The 17196-nt window shown below is 70.6% G+C and carries 13 protein-coding genes; 7 read left to right on the forward strand and 6 right to left on the reverse strand.

Features of this window, described 5'->3' with window-relative positions; genetic code table 11:
• The first annotated feature begins 103 nt into the window (after positions 1-103).
• The 5 genes from def (at position 104) to AW271_RS26405 (ending at position 7060) form a co-directional block, all read left to right on the forward strand.
• The gene (gene def / locus AW271_RS26385) at positions 104-577 is read left to right on the forward strand and encodes a peptide deformylase (RefSeq protein ID WP_062340295.1); all 474 of its coding nucleotides are present in this window, start codon (positions 104-106) and stop codon (positions 575-577) included.
• Positions 578-670: 93 nt separating this feature from the next.
• Positions 671-1456: a peptidoglycan recognition protein family protein gene (locus tag AW271_RS26390; RefSeq protein WP_062340296.1), complete on the forward strand. Its 786-nt coding sequence runs from the start codon at positions 671-673 to the stop codon at positions 1454-1456.
• 456 nt (positions 1457-1912) lie between these two features.
• On the forward strand, positions 1913-2653 hold the full coding sequence (locus AW271_RS26395; RefSeq protein ID WP_245653204.1) for a glycosyltransferase family 2 protein: 741 nt from the start codon (positions 1913-1915) through the stop codon (positions 2651-2653).
• A gap of 24 nt (positions 2654-2677) precedes the next feature.
• On the forward strand, positions 2678-6532 hold the full coding sequence (locus tag AW271_RS26400; protein WP_062340298.1) for a lipopolysaccharide biosynthesis protein: 3855 nt from the start codon (positions 2678-2680) through the stop codon (positions 6530-6532).
• Between the two features lie 42 nt (positions 6533-6574).
• A complete protein-coding gene (locus tag AW271_RS26405) occupies positions 6575-7060 on the forward strand; it encodes a winged helix-turn-helix transcriptional regulator (RefSeq protein ID WP_062340299.1) in 486 nt (161 codons plus the stop codon).
• Here the strand turns inward: AW271_RS26405 and AW271_RS26410 are convergent.
• The 4 genes from AW271_RS26410 to AW271_RS26425 all read right to left on the reverse strand — a co-directional run bounded on the left by AW271_RS26410 (position 7018) and on the right by AW271_RS26425 (position 12361).
• Entirely contained in the window at positions 7018-8688 is a 1671-nt protein-coding gene (locus AW271_RS26410; protein WP_157554648.1) for an MBL fold metallo-hydrolase, read from the reverse strand. The two genes, AW271_RS26405 and AW271_RS26410, sit on opposite strands and share 43 nt — an antisense overlap.
• 77 nt (positions 8689-8765) lie before the next feature.
• Positions 8766-9665 carry a glycosyltransferase family 2 protein gene (locus AW271_RS26415; RefSeq protein ID WP_063818129.1) on the reverse strand — a complete coding sequence of 300 codons (900 nt, stop codon included), beginning with the start codon at positions 9663-9665 and terminating at the stop codon, positions 8766-8768.
• A complete protein-coding gene (locus tag AW271_RS26420) occupies positions 9662-11068 on the reverse strand; it encodes a GH39 family glycosyl hydrolase (RefSeq protein ID WP_157554650.1) in 1407 nt (468 codons plus the stop codon). The genes AW271_RS26415 and AW271_RS26420 overlap by 4 nt, the downstream gene beginning before the upstream one ends.
• 48 nt (positions 11069-11116) lie before the next feature.
• Complete coding sequence (locus AW271_RS26425) at positions 11117-12361, reverse strand: cytochrome P450 (protein ID WP_062340302.1); 1245 nt, start codon at positions 12359-12361, stop codon at positions 11117-11119.
• Between the two features lie 304 nt (positions 12362-12665).
• Here AW271_RS26425 and AW271_RS26430 point away from each other — a divergent pair, with 304 nt between their 5' ends.
• The gene (locus AW271_RS26430) at positions 12666-13568 is read left to right on the forward strand and encodes a GNAT family N-acetyltransferase (RefSeq protein ID WP_245653205.1); all 903 of its coding nucleotides are present in this window, start codon (positions 12666-12668) and stop codon (positions 13566-13568) included.
• A complete protein-coding gene (locus AW271_RS26435) occupies positions 13565-14641 on the forward strand; it encodes a GNAT family N-acetyltransferase (protein ID WP_062340304.1) in 1077 nt (358 codons plus the stop codon). Before AW271_RS26430 ends, AW271_RS26435 begins: the two co-directional genes overlap by 4 nt.
• Here the strand turns inward: AW271_RS26435 and AW271_RS26440 are convergent.
• Both AW271_RS26440 and mshC read right to left on the reverse strand, forming a co-directional pair.
• Positions 14619-15938, reverse strand: coding sequence for an LVIVD repeat-containing protein (locus tag AW271_RS26440; RefSeq protein ID WP_157554652.1), 1320 nt, complete (start codon positions 15936-15938; stop codon positions 14619-14621). The genes AW271_RS26435 and AW271_RS26440 overlap by 23 nt on opposite strands.
• Positions 15939-15982: 44 nt before the next feature.
• The gene (mshC, locus tag AW271_RS26445) at positions 15983-17188 is read right to left on the reverse strand and encodes a cysteine--1-D-myo-inosityl 2-amino-2-deoxy-alpha-D-glucopyranoside ligase (protein ID WP_062340306.1); all 1206 of its coding nucleotides are present in this window, start codon (positions 17186-17188) and stop codon (positions 15983-15985) included.
• Positions 17189-17196: the final 8 nt, after the last annotated feature.

Here is a 17196-nt window from a genome sequence, read left to right on the forward strand (position 1 = left end):
GGGCATTTCGTTCGGGTGTCGCAAGCGAGACGCGGACGGCCGAAGGCCGACCGTGGCTCGCGCCGGGAATCTGCCTCAAAGTAAGCGCCGCGGGGAGCGTGCCGTGACTGCTCATCAGATCGTCCCCTTCACCGATCCGTCGCTGCGGACCGTAGCCCAACACGTCACCACCTTCGACAAGGAGCTGCGTGAGCTGGTCAAGTCGCTCACGCTGACCCTCCGCGCGGGCGCCGGCCGGGCCGGCCTGGCCGCGCCGCAACTCGGCGTGCCCCTGCGGGTGTTCGCCTTCTCCCTCGACGGCCGGGCGGGCCACCTGGTGAACCCGCGCCTGGAGACCTCCGAACGGAAGGTCGTCGCCGACGAGGCGTGCCTGTCGGCCGCCGGGATCTGGTGGCCCCTGGAACGATCCTTCTCGGTCACCGCGCGTGGCCGCGACATGTTCGGCAAGCCGGTGACCGTCCGGGCCGTCGGGCTGCTGGCGCGGGTGCTGCAGCACGAGGCCGACCACCTCGACGGAATGTTGTTCAGCGACCGGCTCGCGCCCGAAGAGCGGGAGAGGTTCCTGGCACAGGTGTGATGCCCGGTTTGGGCGCGGCGTTCTCGAGGTATTCATCCTACCTGTCACGCTGTGTAACCGAATCTTCTCCTCCCGCCTCTCGGAGGAGCGCGCATGCCCCTGGACCGCCGCCACGTCCTCTCCCTCGGCCTCTCTCTCGGCGTCGCCGGCGCCGCGGTCCCCCTCCTGGGCGCCGGGCGGGCGGAGGCCTCGCGGGGGCCGATCCGCCCGCGCATCCACGAACGGCTCGAATGGGAGGCCAGGGAACCCCGGGAGACGGCGACGATCCTGCGCCGGGCGCCCGCGTACATCGTGATCCACCACACCGCGACGTCCAACACGATGGACGACACCCTGGAGCACGCCTACCGGCTCTCGCGGGCGATCCAGAAGCACCACATGCGCCGCAACCGGTGGGACGACATCGGCGAGCAGTTCACCATCAGCCGGGGCGGCCACATCATGGAGGGCCGCAACCGCACCCTGCTGGCGCTCTCGCGCGGCATGCACGCCGTGGGCGCGCACACCGCCGACCACAACCGGACCTCGGTCGGCATCGAGAACGAGGGCACCTACGCCCGGACCAGCCCGCCGCTGGCCCTCCTCGGGTCGCTGGTCAAGCTGACGGCGTGGTTGTGCGCGACCTACGACCTCGACCCCTATGAGGCGATCGTCGGCCACCGCGACCTGAACAACACCCGCTGCCCCGGCGACTACCTCTACGACCTGCTGCCCGAGTTGCGCGAGCGGGTGTGGCACCGGCTGGTCGGCCGGCGGTTCAGCCCGCTGGCGTGGGAGCTGGAGCAGGCGTCGCTGGCGCGCCGGGGCGTCATGTTCGCCGAACGGCCGGATCGGGTGTTCGACCACGGGCCCGAGGTCGGCCTTTCGGACTTTCGGTGACCCTGACCAGAATTGGTCGGCACGGTTGACTGTGGTGATCAAACTTGCTCAGATGTATACATCGTTCTAATACACCTGGAATGTGGACGTACATACGCCTAACGTCCAGCGAGGGAACTTCCTGGTGATACGAGGTGGGGGCCGAATGAAGATCTTCTTTACGTCCTGGCGTGTTTCGGCGGGATCTCCACCCGGCACGAGATCAGGACATGTAGCGTCTTAGCGCTCCTTGTTTCGGCCGCGTTCCGGCTCGGACACATCCGGACGGACGCGGTTCCCAAGGCGAGCCCATCCCTGGTACGTTTCACGTCCTCGCAGCTCGCGATGGCAATCGTGCCCCCTTTGCAACGACGCAGCACGCACCTTGCCCCGGAGGATCCCCGCACCATGAATCCCGAGAGCAGCATTTCTCGTCCTATATCCCATTTAGGGTCTTTCACCACTATTACCCCTTTAATGGCGATCGCACCTCGGGTGAGCGTCGTGGTCCCCGCGATGAACGAGGCGGAGAACCTGCCCCACGTCTTCGCGACGCTCCCCCGGTGGGTGCACGAGGTCGTGCTGGTCGACGGCGACTCGACCGACGACACGGTCGCGGTGGCGCGGCGGCTGCGTCCGGGGCTGCGGGTGGTGACCCAGCCGGGCCGGGGCAAGGGCGACGCGCTGGCCGCCGGGTTCGCCGCCTGCACCGGCGAGATCATCGTGATGATCGACGCCGACGGTTCGACCGACGGCCGCGAGATCGTGCGCTTCGTCGCCGCGCTGGTCGCCGGGGCCGACTACGCGAAGGGCTCCCGCTTCACCCACGGCGGCGGCAGCGACGACATCACCCTCGGCCGCCGCCTGGGCAACCTGCTGCTGTCGGGCCTGGTCAACCTGATCTACGGCACCCGCTACACCGACCTCTGCTACGGCTACAACGCGTTCTGGGCCAGCGGCCTCGACGTGCTGGCGCCCGACTGCGCCGGGTTCGAGGTCGAGACCCTGATGAACATCCGCGCCGCCAAGGCCGGGCTGAAGGTGCACGAGGTGCCCAGCCACGAGCGCGGCCGCATCCACGGCGCCAGCAACCTGCGCACGTTCCGCGACGGCTGGCGGGTGCTGAAGACCATCCTCCGGGAACGCGACACCCGGTTGCCGGTCCCCGCCCGGGTGGACGCCGAGGCCGGGGTCCCGGCCGACCAGGGCGCGGCCTGACCCCACGACACCGCCCGACCCGTGATGACCGAGACGCTCCGCCGGCGGCTGCCCGCCGACCTCCAGGACCCGCTGCTGCGCAACGCGTACGCGCTGGTCGTCAACGCGGGCATCGGGGCGGCGCTCGGCGTGGGCTACTGGGTGATCGCGGCCCGGCTCTTCCCCGCCGCCGACGTGGGCGAGGGCCAGGCGCTGATCAACGCGATGCGGATGCTGGCGGCGCTCACCTCGTTCGGGTTCGTGGGGGCGCTGACCCGGTTCGTGTCCGAGACCGGGCGGGCGACCGGGCGGTTCGTCGGCGCGGTCTACCTGCTCGGCGGCGGGCTCGGCCTGGTCGCGACGGCGGTGTTCGTCGTGGTGACCAAGGACGAGCCGGGTTTCCGCATCCTGTGGGGCTGGCTGCCCGCCGGGGTGTTCGCGCTGGTCGTGATCGTGTGGTCGGTCTACACGCTGCAAGAGGTGGTGCTGTCGGCGCTGCGGCGCTCGACGTGGGTGCCCGTGGTGAACGTGGCCGTCGGGTTCGTGAAGGTCACGGCGGTGGCGGCGTGCGCGTTCCTGGTGGCGGCGCGCGGCGACGTGGTCTCGTGGCAGGTGTTCCTGGCCTGGATCGTGCCCTGCGCGCTGGCCGTGCTCCCGGTCAACTACCTGCTGTTCGCCCGGGTGATCCCGCGTCACGTCGCCGAGACGGCGCACCGCACGCCCCCGTCGCTGAAGCGCATCCTCCGGTTCGCCGGGGGCGACTACTTCGGCTCGGTGTTCACGCTGGCCGCCATCTACCTGGTCCCGGTCGTGGTGGCCACCCAGGTCGACCACCGGACCTACGCCTACTACGGCATCGCGGTCACCGTCGGCGGCCTGCTGGAGATCTTCGCGTTCACGATGGCGACCAGCCTGACCGTCGAGGGCTCCTTCGACCCGGCCGCGCTCGGCCGCAACACCCGCCGGGCGCTGCACCGCAGCCTGACCGTGCTGATCCCGATGATCGTCGTGGTGGTGCTGGCGGCGCCGCTGGTGTTGTCGGTCTTCGGCGCCGAGTTCGCCGACAACGGCACCACCCTGCTGCGGCTGATCGCGCTGGCCACGCTGGCGCGGGCGTTCGTCGAGCTCTACCTGGGCGCGCTGCGGGCCATGGGGCGCGGCCGCCCGCTGCTCTACATCCAGGCGGCGCGGTGCGCGCTGGCCCTCGGGCTGACGTGGCTGCTGCTGCCCCGCCACGGCATCGAGGGCGTCGGCATCGCGCTGGTCGTCACGCAGAGTGTCACGGCGGCCGCGGTGGCCCCCGCGCTGTTCCGGCTCTGCCGGCCGAAAGGCTGGAAAACAGATCCCGTGCCCCCGAACGAACCCCCACCGTCGCGGCACACCTCCGACGACTCGGAAACGGTGGACACCATCAAATCCGTAGCCCTCCCCTTCGGCGGCATCCGCCGGCTGACCATGGCCAGGATTCCGGGCCAGGAAGGCCGCCCCGACCCGATCGTCGACGGCCCCGACGGAGAAGATCCGCCCGAAAGGGAATCGCCGCCGGATCCCGGCGAGAATGACGACGGTGGAATTCCGGCCGAAGAACCGGTGACCGATCCGGAAACGGAGAACGCCGAACCCGCCGAAACTCCGGCCGACGAAGAAGCCGGCGAAGAAGCCATCGAAGAAGCCGTCGAGGAACACGTCGACTGGAGCGATTCCGAGGTCGGCCCCAAGACCGAGGAGTTCCCCTCCTCGGGGCTGATCCGGGTCGTCGCCCCCGGCTGGGACGTCGCGCCCGCCGGGGAACTCGTCGTGGTGCCCGAGCGGGTCGCGCCGTCCAGGGGAAGCCGCTGGGCGGCGAGCGCGGCGCTGCTGCTGCGGCAGCCGCGCGAGTGGCTGGGCGCCGTCATCACGGTCCAGGCCCTGGTCATGTACGTCCTGGCGATGAAGGCCCGCCCCACCGGCCTGGTCGGCGTGGATCTCTACGCGATGACCGGCCTGGGCCTGGTGTCGGTCATGCCGCCGGTCGCCCTGCTGGCCGTCGGGCTGCTGATCCTGAGCTTCTTCGACACCCTCACGCAGAAGCGCAACCGGCCGATCCTGCTGCTGTTCCAGATCCTGGCCGTCATGTTCGCCCTGCACGGCGCGGCGGTCCTGGTCGAGCCGCTCCCCCGGTTCCCGGTCGCCTGGACGATCGGCGGCTTCGTCGACTACATCGCCCGCACCGGCGAGACCCTCACGGCCCTGGACGCCCGCTTCAACTGGCCCGGCTTCTCGGTCTTCTCGGCGTTCATGATCAGGGCGGCCGGGGTCGAGGACGCGGCGGCGCTGCTCAACTGGTGGCCGCTGATCTCCAACGTCGCCTACCTCGTGCCGCTGATCGTCATCGTCCGGCGGCTGCAGGCCGACCGGCGGGCCAAGTGGCTGGCGCTGATGATCTTCGTCGTGTCGCAGTGGGTGGGGCAGGACTACTTCTCGCCGCAGGGCATGACGTACCTGCTCTATCTGCTGTTCGTGGCGATCCTGGTGACCTGGTTCCTGCGCGTCGACCCGGCCTCGTCGTTCTGGAAACGCCGCTGGACGCTCATCCCGGGCGAGCGCGCCCCGAAGAAGACCACGGTCACCGACCGGGTCATCATCCTGGTCCTGATCGTGATGATCTTCGTGGCGACCGCGACGTCCCACCAGATCACCCCGTTCATGATGTGCGGGGTGCTGCTCGGCTTCGTCGTGCTGCGGCGGACCCGGCTCAGCTTCATGATGGTCGTGCTGTTCGGCGCGATCGTGGCGGCGTACGTCAACTACATGGCCGTCGCCTACTGGTCGGGCCACCTCGACGCGATGGTCGGCTCGGTCGGCCAGGTCGGCGGCAACCTCACCTCGCAGACCACCGGCCGGATCAGCTCGACCAACCCCGAACGCCTGATCGTGCTCTACACGCGGCTGGCCATCACCGGGGTGATCCTGGGCCTGGCCGGGCTGGGCCTGCTGCGGCGGCTGAAGAAGGGCGTCGGCGACCGGGTCGTCTTCGTCATGATGGTGGTGCCGGTGTTGTCGCTGGCCATGCTCAGCTACGGCGGCGAACTGGGCCTGCGCGTCTACCTGTTCACCCTGCCGGCCACCAGCATCATGGTGGCCTACCTCTTCTACCCCGCCCTGCCGAGCAAGGTCGCGCCCAAGCGCCGTTTCCCGGTGCTGGCCAGACTGCGCCCGGTCGTCGCCTGCGCCCTGGTGCTGGGCCTCGCGGGCGCGTTCCTGCTGGCCCGCTTCGGCAACGAGAAGTACGAGTGGACCTCCCCCCAGGAACGCGCCGCCATCGACTACATCTACGAGCAGGACCTGGAGACCACCCGCATCCTCTACCTCGTTCCGGAGGGCGACGGCGGCTCGTCGATCTCGTGGAGCCTGACGGGGGTCGAACGGGTGCGGCAGATCCGCGCGACGGCGGGGCGCGACCCGTACAAGGTCGACAACGTGGTCGAGCAGCTCCGCGACGCGGGCCCCGGCTCGTTCATCCTGGCCACCCGCAGCCAGGAGGCGTCGCTGGAGATCGACGCCAACTACCCGGCCGACTGGGGCCCCAAGATGCGGGTGTCGCTGGCCCAGCACCCCGACCTGAAGACCCTGGTCTGGAACGACGACGCGGCCGTCTACGCCCTGAAGGAACAACCGACGGGCCGCATCGCCCCCCAGCTCCGCGGCACCCCGTTCCGCATCGGCGAGACCCCGTGGACGCCCTACGGCCTGATCGCCCTGGCGGTCTTCGTGCTGATCGTGCTGACCCGCGAGGTGATCCGGATCAGGCAGCGCCCCGGCACCTGGTACTGGAGCAGGCGACTGGCCTGGTTGTCGCTCCCGTTCCTGCTGCTCGCGGGCTGGGTCGTGCTGGAGAGGTTCATGCTGCTCAGCGTCTAGCCCACCATGACTTGCGTGATGCAATGGACCTAGGATGGGAGCATGCTCCCGCGCACGTACGAAGGCCAGGTCTGTTCGATCGCCCGCACGCTCGAAGTGATCGGAGAGCGCTGGACGCTGCTGATCGTGCGCGACGCGCTGCGCGGCACCCGCCGGTTCGAGGACTTCCGGGCCAACCTCGGCATCGCCCACAACATCCTCTCCGACCGGCTCGGCAAGCTCCGCGAGGCGGGCGTCCTGGAACGGCGCCTCTACCAGACCAAGCCCGACCGGCACGAATACCACGTGACGGCGGCCGGGCTCGACCTGTGGCCGATCGTCATGTCGTCGTTGTTGTGGGGCGACCGCCACCGGGCGCCCGAGGGCCCGCCGCTGCTGGTCCGGCACCGGGGCTGCGGCGGGTCGCTGCGGCCCGGGCTGACCTGTGACCGGTGCGGCCGGTCGCTCGGGCCGCACGACTGCGACATGGAACCGGGGCCGGGGGCTCAGCCGGCGGGAGCCAGCGTCAGTCCCGCCCGTCCGGCGTAGTAGGCGAACTTGAACGGATCGAGGAACTGGTTCCGTTCGACGAGCACGAGCAGGAGCCGCTCACGCAACGAGGCGAGCGCGGGTTCGAGCGGGTGCCGGAGCAGCCCGTTGTCGACGATCTTCAGCGCGAGGGCGGGCTCCCCCCGGGCGAGCAGTTCCTCGCCGGTCCGGGCGAACGCCGCCGCGCCGCCGCCCAGCAGGTCGAGCGCGGCGGCCCATTCGGCGGCGGAGAAGTGCTCCACGCCCGTTCCGTCGGCCCGCCAGTAGCCGGTCGCCTGCCGGTTCACCCGCTGGACGAAGCCGTCGCGCATGACCAGGTAGGGCGTGATCGCGGCGGGGTGGTCGCGCAGCACCTCGGGCAGGTGGTCGAGGTCGAGGAGGTCGACGAGCGGCCGCCCGCCGGCGATGCCCGCCAGCACCACGGCGTGCAGCTCGCGCAGGGCGGCCGCCAGTCCGGGGAGGGCCTCGATCGTGAAGTTGTCGGTCAACGCCGTGTGCCCGTGGATCAGCAGATCGGGCCGCAGGCCGCCGACGGTTTCGATGGCCTCGAAGAGCCCCTCGGCCGACCCCTCCGCGAGGAACGGCGCCCCGAGATAGGGCATGCACATGTCTCCCACGAACACCACCCCCGATCCGGGCAGGTGGACGACCAGCCCGTCGGCGCTCTCGCCGCCGCTGATCGGGATGAGCCCGAACTCGACCCCGCCGACGGTCAGCGTCTCGGCCGAGGCGACCAGCCGGTCGGGCACGGCGTGCCGGCGGTGGTCGCGGCCGCGCGGCAGGAGGTAGGGGAACGGCGGCGGGCTCGCCGCCTGCGACCTGAGCTCGTCGGGAAACCGGGCCTGCGCGATGACCTGGGCGCCGGTGAAGGCGTCGAGGCCGCCGACGTGGTCGAAGTGGGCGTGGGTGAGGATGACGTGGGTGATCGGCCGGTCGGTGACGGCGCGCAGGTCCCGCAGGGCGGCCGCCACGTGGCCGGGGTCGCTGCCGGCGTCGATCGCCACGACTCCCTCGTCCGTGACGACGAACCCGAAGTCGGCGAAGTCGTAGCCCTGCGCGACGTGCACCCCGGGGGCCTTCTCCACCAGGCGGGGCAGGCCGAAACGGATTCCGTGGTCGGCGTCGGCGACGTAGTCGGTGGCCAGGGCCACGTCGTGGTCGTGCCCGACCCGGCGGCGCGCGTCGAGGGCGTCCTGCGGGCGGCCCGCGCAATCGTAGGCCCGGGCCAGCGCCCACTGGACGGTGCGCAGGAATCCGGGCGGGAACTGGTCGCGTACCGCGAGCACGAACTCGAGGTCGGCGACGGCGGTCTCGGCCCGGCCCGCGCACCCGGGGAGGGACGCCAGGGTGGTGCCCCGGAAGTAGTGGGGCAGGCCGAGTTCCCGTTCGGCGGCGGCGTCGAGGGCGGCGAGCGCCTCCTCGACCGGGCCGTCGAGGCGGGCCCGGAAGACGCCGGCGAGGCTCTGGAGCAGCGCCGACCCGGGCCGTTCCGCGCTGAGCGCCGCGAAGTGCTCCAGGCCCTCCCGGTCTCTGCGCTCGGACAGCAGCTGGACGGCCAGCAGCGCCATCAGGCGGTCGGGCACGCCGGGCCATCTGCTGGCGCGGAGTAACGCCGAGCTCGGTTTCACGACGTCTCCCCAGAGTCGATTGCTTGATGCAAGTGACTCTAGACGAGGAAACTTGCATCACACAATCGACCGAGGAATCAGGTCCCGCTGCCGCGCGCCTGGACCTTCGCGATGACCCACTCGCCGGAGACGATCCTGGACGTGATCGCCAGCGCGGCGTAGGTGCGCGGCTCCAGCGGTGAGGCGAAGAACGCGCGGCGGGCCCACTTCAGGGAGCGGCCCCAGTCGCGGGCCATCGAGCTCTCGAAGGCCACCTGGCCCGCCAGGCGGGCGTAACCGCGCCGGTCGCGGCGGAACTCGGGGTAGTGGTCGAGCAGCCACTCGTGGGAGTCGGCGATCATCGACCAGCGGCCGTAGAAGTGCGAGCCCTCGTGCGGCGGGACCTCGACGAGGATCTCCGGCACGTAGGGGATGGGGGCGTGCCGGGCGCAGCGCAGCAGCAGTTCGTAGTCTTCGGCGAAGCCGCGCGGGATCTCCTCGGAGAAGACGCCGACCGGGCCCGTCAGCAGCGAGCGGCGCATCAGGAACGACGACGTCGTGGCCGCCGGGATGCGGGAGCGCAGCAGGTCGTCGAAGGTGATGTGGGAGGAGGGCCAGAGGCGTTCCTGCGTCGAGACCATGCCGCACGACACCAGTGCGGCGTCGGGGTTCGCCTCGAAGGCCGCGACCTGGAGGCGGAGCTTGGCGGGCCGCCAGGTGTTGTCGTCGTCGCAGAAGGCGACCAGATCGTCCGGAGCCGCGAGGATGCCGCTGTTGCGGCTGCCGGCCACGTTGGGAACCCGTTCGTTGGTCGTCCAGGTCACGCGGCGGTGCGGGTCGTCCGACAGCACCTCCTTGTCGGGTTCGCACCGGTCGAACACGATGACGGCGGTGACGTCGCCCTCGTAGTCCTGCGCCCGGATCGACGCCAGCGCCGCGCGCAGCATCTCGGGGCGGTTGCCGGTCGTGCAGACGACCACGCTGACGGGGCTCTTCATCGGGTCACCCACCGCACTTCGTAGGACTTGAGCGTGAGCCGCTTCCCGTCGACCGTGGCCGTGGTCTCCTCGCCCCGGGTGTTGACGACGACCATCTTCTTCGCCGAGGCCAGCAGCCGGATCGACGGATGGGCCGACCGCACGCTCGCCAGGCGGGTGCCGGCCGGGAACCACTTCGCGAAGTCCTGCAGCATCGACAGGGCGGGCAGCGGCTGGCCGGCCTTCGGCTGGTCGAGGTTGGTCCACAGGCAGCCGTCGCACTCGGGGCCCTCGCCCTGCGGCGACCAGTAGAGGGCGGCGGCGGTGCCGCTCTTGGCGAACTCGATCATCGCCGCGGCCTGGACGGCCAGCCGGCGGCCGGTCGTCCAGTCGGACTCGGCCGGCTCGAAGTACCACTCGGCCCACCAGACCGGCAGGTTGCTCTGCTTGCGCAACCACGCGTTGACGGCCGAGAACTTCGCCAGCGCCCGGAACTCGTCGGGATACATGCCCTTGGACGACTCGGAGGTGCCGTCGACCACCATGAAGTCGGCGCCGTGCTTGTTCTTCAGCCAGAACCTGATGGCGTCGAGGCCGCGCTGGTCCTGGCTGCCCCACGGGCCGGACACCTCGGACTTCCAGCCCGGCCGGTCGGTGACGTTGATGTAGGGGCCGCCGACCTGGATCTTCGGGTTGACCTTCTTCAGGGCGTCGTACACGAGGTTGTACATCTCGGTGTAGCCCTCGTAGTCCCACCGCTTGAGGCCCTCGTTGAAGAAGCCCTTGAACTCGTTCCAGACGATGAAGTGGCGGACATACGGGTAGCGCTTGGCCGCGGCGGAGGCCAGGTTCGCGAAGTCCTTGTAGTGCTTGCGCAGCGGCGACTGGGTGAAGTTGTTCTCCCAGTCGGTCTCGCCGGGCTTGCCGCCGACCATCCAGTCGGGGGCGCAGCACAGGGTGATGACCGGCAGGCCGCCCGACCGCCTGATGGCGGCCATCCGGCTGTCCATGGACTTCCAGTCGTACCTGCCGGGCGAGGGCTCGGGGTTGAGGGTGCCGAAGCCCATGATGTGCTGGTTCTGGATGATCCGGCCGCGCGCGAGGCTCTTTTCGGCGACGGCCGTCACGTCGGGCGGGCCCGAGTCGACGCTGAACCGGGTGTGCGAGAAGCCCCAGACGGGGAACCCGGCGGGCGCGCCGCCGCCGACCACGATCGGCTTGGCCTCCGCGGGCCCGGCCACCGCCTCGGGCGGCGGGTTCCCCTGGTCGCCCAACGGCTGCCAGGGGACGGCCGGGGGCCCGGACATCGCCAGGATGAGGGCGCCGACCGCGCCGGCGACCGTGACGGTCGCGAAGAGCATGACGAGCCTGGTGCGGAGGGAACGGCGCGCGTGACGCCAGTGCCGCCGATTCTCTCGTGCCACGCGGCCACGATATCGGGCGAAACAATGAATCGCCGGATACCCCGGAATCTAGAAGCCGAATCGCAACTCGGTCAGTCCGTTCTCGAAGTTGGAGCGCAGTTGGCGGCCTTCGCCGATGGCGTGGATGTCCGGAAGACGGCGGAACAGTTCCCGGAACGCGACCGTCAGTTCTTTCCGGACGAGATTCGCACCGAGGCAGAAATGGATGCCCGGTGCCCCGAACCCGACATGTGGATTCGGGTCACGGGTGATGTCGAACACGTCGGGATTGACGAAGACGGACTCGTCGCGATTGGCCGAGAGGAAATAGAGCACGACCTTGTCGCCCGGTTTGAGCACCTGGCCGCCGACCTCGTGCTCGACCTTGATCGTGCGGCCGGTGCGCATGCCGGGCGTGACGTAGCGGACGATCTCCTCGATGCAGGTGCCGATGTGCGCGTCGAAGTCGTTGACGAGCAGTTCGCGCTGGTCGGGGTGGTCGGTGAGGAGCCGCAGGCCGTGGGCCATCGCGTTGCTGGCGGTGTTGATGCCGGCGGTGACCAGGAGGGTGAAGAACGCGCCGAGCTCCATGCTGGTGAGCTTCTCGCCGTCGATGTTGGCGGTGACGAGCTGGGAGATGACGTCCTCGCGGGGGTTCTTCCTGCGCTCCTTGCCGAGCTCGATGACCATCCGCCGCAGGCCGACCAGGCCCATGGTGTTCTTGGCGGCCAGGCGCAGGGAGGAGACGAACCCCGGCCGCACGCCGGTGTAGTCGGCCCAGGTGTGCACCCGCTCGATGACCAGCCCCCGGTGCTCCTCCGGCACCCCGACGATGTCGCAGATGACGCCCGCCGCGATCGGGTTGGCGATCTGGGTGATGAAGTCGCCGCCCGGCCCCGCGGCGACGACGCCGTCGATGATGCGGTTGACGTTGGCGGTGACGTCGTGCTCGCTCTTGTCGAGCATGCGCGGGGTGAAGGCGCGGGCGATGATGCGGCGCAGGCGGCCGTGCTGGGGGTCGTCGAGGTTCACCATCGAGTTGCCGAAGATGTACTTGGCCCAGAACGGCGGCGGCGGGATCGACACCGACGGGTAGCTGCTGAACACCCCCGGGTTGCGCAGCGCCTCGGTGATCTCCCGGTGCCGGACCAGCGCGTAGAACCCCTTGCCCGACCGCAGCCCCGGCACGCGCGGCTCCCCGAAGTACATCGGCCGCTCGATCTCCCTCAGCCGCTCGAAGGCCGCCAGCCGCTCGGGATGGGGCCGGCCCCAGAAGGACAGGCTGCCCAGGTCGATGTCCTGTACGACGGTCATAAGGGGCAGCACCTCAGGTCGGGGGACGAGACGTTATTCGCAGTGTCTTTTCGGGGCATATTCACCACGCGAGCCACGGCCGGCCTTCGGCCGTCCGCGTCTCGCTTTAGTATGGCGCGGTCACCACCCCCTAGGTCACCGGAATTCATCGCATATGAAGATCGATGTCGTACGCCCCCGCGATCTCGGCGAGCCGGAATTATCGGCGTGGAGACGGATGCGCCGGGCCTCGCCCCATCTGGCCAGCCCGTGGCTGGCGCCCGAGTTCGCGCAGGCGGTCGGCGACGTCAGCGACGCCGCCAGAGTGGCCGTGATCTGGGAGGACACCGACCTGGCGGGCTTCCTGCCGTTCGAGCCGTGCGGCCCCAGGGCGGCCCGGCCGCTGGCCGCGTGGGTCACCCTCGCGCAAGGGCTGGTGCACCGGCCCGGATTCGAGATCAGCGGTCGCGACCTGCTGAAAGGCTGCGGGCTCGACGTGTTCGAGTTCGAATATCTGGTCGGCGGCCAGCCATGGTTCACCTCGGACGAGAATCGGACGGCGATGCTGCTCGATCTCGAATCCGGATATGACGGATATATCAAGTTCTTTCGCGAGACTTCGCCGAAGTCGTACAAGACAATCGCCTACAAGGAGCGCAAGATCCAGCGGGACCTCGGCCCGCTGACCTACGAATACGCGTCGAATGATCATTTCGGCGCGCTGCTGCGCTGGAAGTCCGACCAGTATCGCCGCATCGGCCGCGCCGACCGCACGGCGAAACCGTGGGTGGCCGCGCTGATCGAACGGCTGCGCGAGGTCCAGACGCCCGAATTCAGCGCCCCGCTGTCGGTCCTGACGATCGGCGACCGCCCGGTCGCCGCGCATTTCGGCCTGGTCAGCGAAGGGGTGATGGCGGGCTGGTTCCCCGCCTACGATCCGGAACTCGGCTCGTATTCACCCGGCCTGATCCACCATTTACGCCTGGTCGAGGCCGCCGCCGCACGCGGACTGCGGCACATCGACACCGGCACCGCCGGCGACTACAAACAGACCATCTGCAACGGCACCCTGCCGCTGTCGGAGGGGGTGGCGCGGCGGCCGGGCGCGGCCTCGGCCCTCCACTGGCTGCGCACCGCGCCCGCGCGGCGGATCAAGAAGACGATCGTCGGCGACCCGCGCCTGCACGCGCTGGCCGACCGGGCGCTGAAGATGCGGGGCCGCGCGTGAGGATCGACGTCGTGCGGCCGTCGGAGCTCACCGAGGCGCAGCTGGCCGACTGGCGGGCGCTGGAGCGCGCGGGCCGCCGCCGTCCCAACCCGTTCCTGGCCCCCGAGTACACCCGGGCCGTCGGCGCGGTGCGCGACGACGCCCACGTGGCCGTGGTCGACGGCGGCCGGGCCTTCTTCCCGTTCGAGCGGCGCGGCGCGGTCGGCCTGCCGATCGGCTCGGTGCTCTCCGACCTCCAGGGCCTGGCGGCCGAACCCGGCCTGGAGATCGCGCCGAGGGAGCTGCTGCGCGCCTGCGACCTGAAGGTCTGGGCGTTCGACCACCTCGACCCGGCCCAGTTCGTCCAGCACCACAAGGCCCTGCACCCCTCCCCCGTCATCGACCTGACCGGCGGCTACGACGTCTACGCCAAGGGGCTGGCCGAGCGGTCGAACAAGATCTACAAGTCGACCCTGAAGAAGGAGCGGCGGCTGGCCCGCGAGGTCGGCGAGGTCCGGTTCGTGCTCGACTCGCCCGACCGCGCCGCCCTGCGCACCCTCCAGCGGTGGAAGTCGGCGCAGTACCGCCGCACCGGCCGCCCCGACCGCTTCGCCGAGCCGTGGGTGGTCGCCGTCACCGAACGCCTCCACGACGTCCGCACGCCGGTGTTCACCGGCACCCTCGGCCTGCTCTACGCCGGCGACACCCTGGTCGCGGGCAACTTCGGGGTCCGCACCGAGACCACGGTCATCGCCTGGTTCCCCGTCTACGACCCGGCCTTCGCCGTCTACTCCCCCGGCCTCATCCACCGTTTGCGGTTGTGCCGCGCGGTCGCCGAGGCGGGCGTGACCCTGATGGACCTGGGCCGGGGCGAGAAGGGCTACAAGGACAGCCTCAAGACCGGCGACCTGATGGTCGCCGAGGGCCGCCTGGCCCGCCCGTCGGCCGCCGCCGCCCGCCACTGGCTGACGCACGAGCCGCGGCGCCGCGCGGTGAACCTGGTGCTCTCCACCCCGGTCCTGTACGGCGCCGCCGACCGCGCGGCCCGATGGGTCGCGGCCCGGCGCGGCACTACTCCTGCGTCTGCGGATTGAGCCCCGGCAGCCGCTTCGCCCCGGCGACCGACGGCTCGGTGAGCTCCAGCACGTCGAGCCCCTGGGTGATGTCGCTGGAGTAGATGTAGCCGTTGTAGAAGTAGGCCGACCACGACCCGCCGAGCGTGCCGGGCGCCAGCGGCGCCCGTTCGAAGGCGGCCACCTCGCGGGCGTTCGCCGGGTCGGTGAAGTCCCAGACCGAGACGCCGCCCTGGTACCAGGCCTGCACCATCAGGTTCCGGCCCTCGACCGGGATCACGTTGCCGTTGTGGGCGACGCAGTTCTCCTCGCCGGTCTGCGTCCGGGGGATCTTGAACAGGCCGAGCGGCCGCATCCGGCGGTCGGCGGTGATCTCGTAGATCGCCGTGCCGCCCTTGTTCCGCGGCGTCTTCGCGGTGCACATCGGGGCCGCCCCGCCGCCCAGTTCGTCGCTCAGCACGACCTTCGTCCCGTCGGGGGTGAAGGCCGCCGAGTGCCAGATCGAGAAGTTCTTCCGGTCGGTGACCCGCTGGAGCACCTTCGGGTCGGCCCGGTCGGTGATGTCGAGCAGCAGGCCGTCGCCGTAGCAGGCGGCCACCGCGAGGTTCCGGGCCGGGAACACGCTGACGTCGTGGCACCCGCCGAACCGGCCCGGGTCGCGGTCGGTGAACAACACCGGGGTGGCCACCACCCGCGCGGCGGCCGGATCGGCGGCCGGCACCTCGATGACCGAGATGAGCTCGTGGGGCGCGGGACAGTTGGCGGTGTCCGGGATCGGTCCCGCCGCCGAGACGTAGACGTGGTGGACGTCGTCGCCCGGGATGATCGTGTTGGTGTGGGACCCGCACTGGGTGCGCACGGCCGTCACGTACCGGGGGTTGGCGACGTCGGTGATGTCGAAGATCCGCACGCCCTCGAACTGCGTGGCCGACGACGGGTCGCCGGGGCCGCTCGAACAGTCGGGCCCGGCGCGGGGCACGTCGACCGACAGGAACAGCAGGTTGTTGTAGACCGAGACGTCGTTCTGGTCGGCGGGGCAGAGCACCCGGGTCACCACCGCGGGCTTGGCCGGATCGCCGATGTCGTAGACGGTGAAGCCGCCGTAGTTGCCGGCGAAGGCGTATCTCCCCTGGAAGGCCAGGTCGGTGCCGAACGACTGCGGGGTGTCGAACGGCGCGCCCGGCGGCACGTTGGCGACGTGCCGCAGGCCGGCCGTGACGGTGAACTCCGGGGTCGGGGCGCTCTTCGGCGTGACGGGAGGCGGCGGCGCGGTCGTGCATCCCGCGATCAGGACAAGACCCAGCAATAGCCGCTTCAACCGCGATCCTCACTAATCGGGGCGCTCTACCGGCAGCGTACCGATCAGAGGGCGATCCCGAGCAGTGCGTCGGCGAGGTCGCGGACCACTTCCGGCGCCTTCGGGTCGTCGCCCTCGGCGGCGGCCCAGGCGTCGATCGCGACCAGCGCCCCGGGCGCGTCGAGGTCGTCGGCGATGCGCTCGCGGACCCGCGCCAGCACGTCGGCGCCCGACGGACCGGACGGCCGGGCGACCGCCGCGCGCCAGCGGGCCAGCCGGTCGCCCGCCGCGGCGAGGTCGGCGTCGGTCCACTCCCAGTCGGTGCGGTAGTGGTGGGCGAGCAGGGCCAGCCGGATCGCCATCGGGTCGGTGTGCCGCCGCAGTCTGGAGACGAACACCAGGTTGCCGCGCGACTTCGACATCTTCTCGCCGTCGAGGCCGACCATGCCCGAGTGCACGTACGCCTTGGCGAACGGCCACTCGCCGGTCGCCACGTGGCCCTCGCAGGCGCCCATCTCGTGGTGGGGGAAGATCAGGTCGGTGCCGCCGCCCGAGACGTCGAAGCCGGCGCCGAGGTTGTTCAGCGCGATCGTGGTGCACTCGACGTGCCAGCCGGGACGGCCGGGGCCGAAGGGCGAGGGCCACGACGGCTCGCCAGGGCGCTCGGCCCGCCAGAGCAGCCAGTCGAGCGGGTCGCGCTTGCCCGGCCGCTCGGGGTCGCCGCCGCGCTCCCCGAACAGGGCCAGCATGGTCTCCTCGTCGTAACCGGAGACCGCGCCGAACTTGGGGGCGGCGGTGCGGGCGAAGTAGACGTCTCCGTCGATCGTGTACGTCGCCTCGCCGAGCCGCTCGATGAGGGCGGCGACCTGGTCGACGACCTCGGTGACGCCGACGTACTCGGCCGGGGGCAGGATGCGCAGGGCGGCCATGTCGGTGCGGAACAGCTCGATCTGGTCTTCGGCCAGCTCCCGCCAGTCTTGCCCGTCGCGCTGGGCGCGTTCGAGCAGCGGGTCGTCGACGTCGGTCGCGTTCTGCGTGTAGTGGACCTCGTGGCCGGCGTCGCGCCAGGCGCGGTTCACCAGGTCGAAGGCCAGGTAGGTGTTCGCGTGGCCGAGGTGGGTCGCGTCGTAGGGGGTGATGCCGCAGACGTACATGCGGGCCACCGGGCCGGGCTCCGTGGTCCGGATCTCGCGGGCGGCGGTGTCGTAGAGGCGGAGCGGGTGACCTTGGCCCGGCAGGCTGGGGACGTTCGACGAAGACCACGATTGCATGGTGTGAG

Source organism: Herbidospora sakaeratensis, from assembly GCF_001570525.1.
Classification (GTDB): Bacteria; Actinomycetota; Actinomycetes; order Streptosporangiales; family Streptosporangiaceae; genus Herbidospora; species Herbidospora sakaeratensis.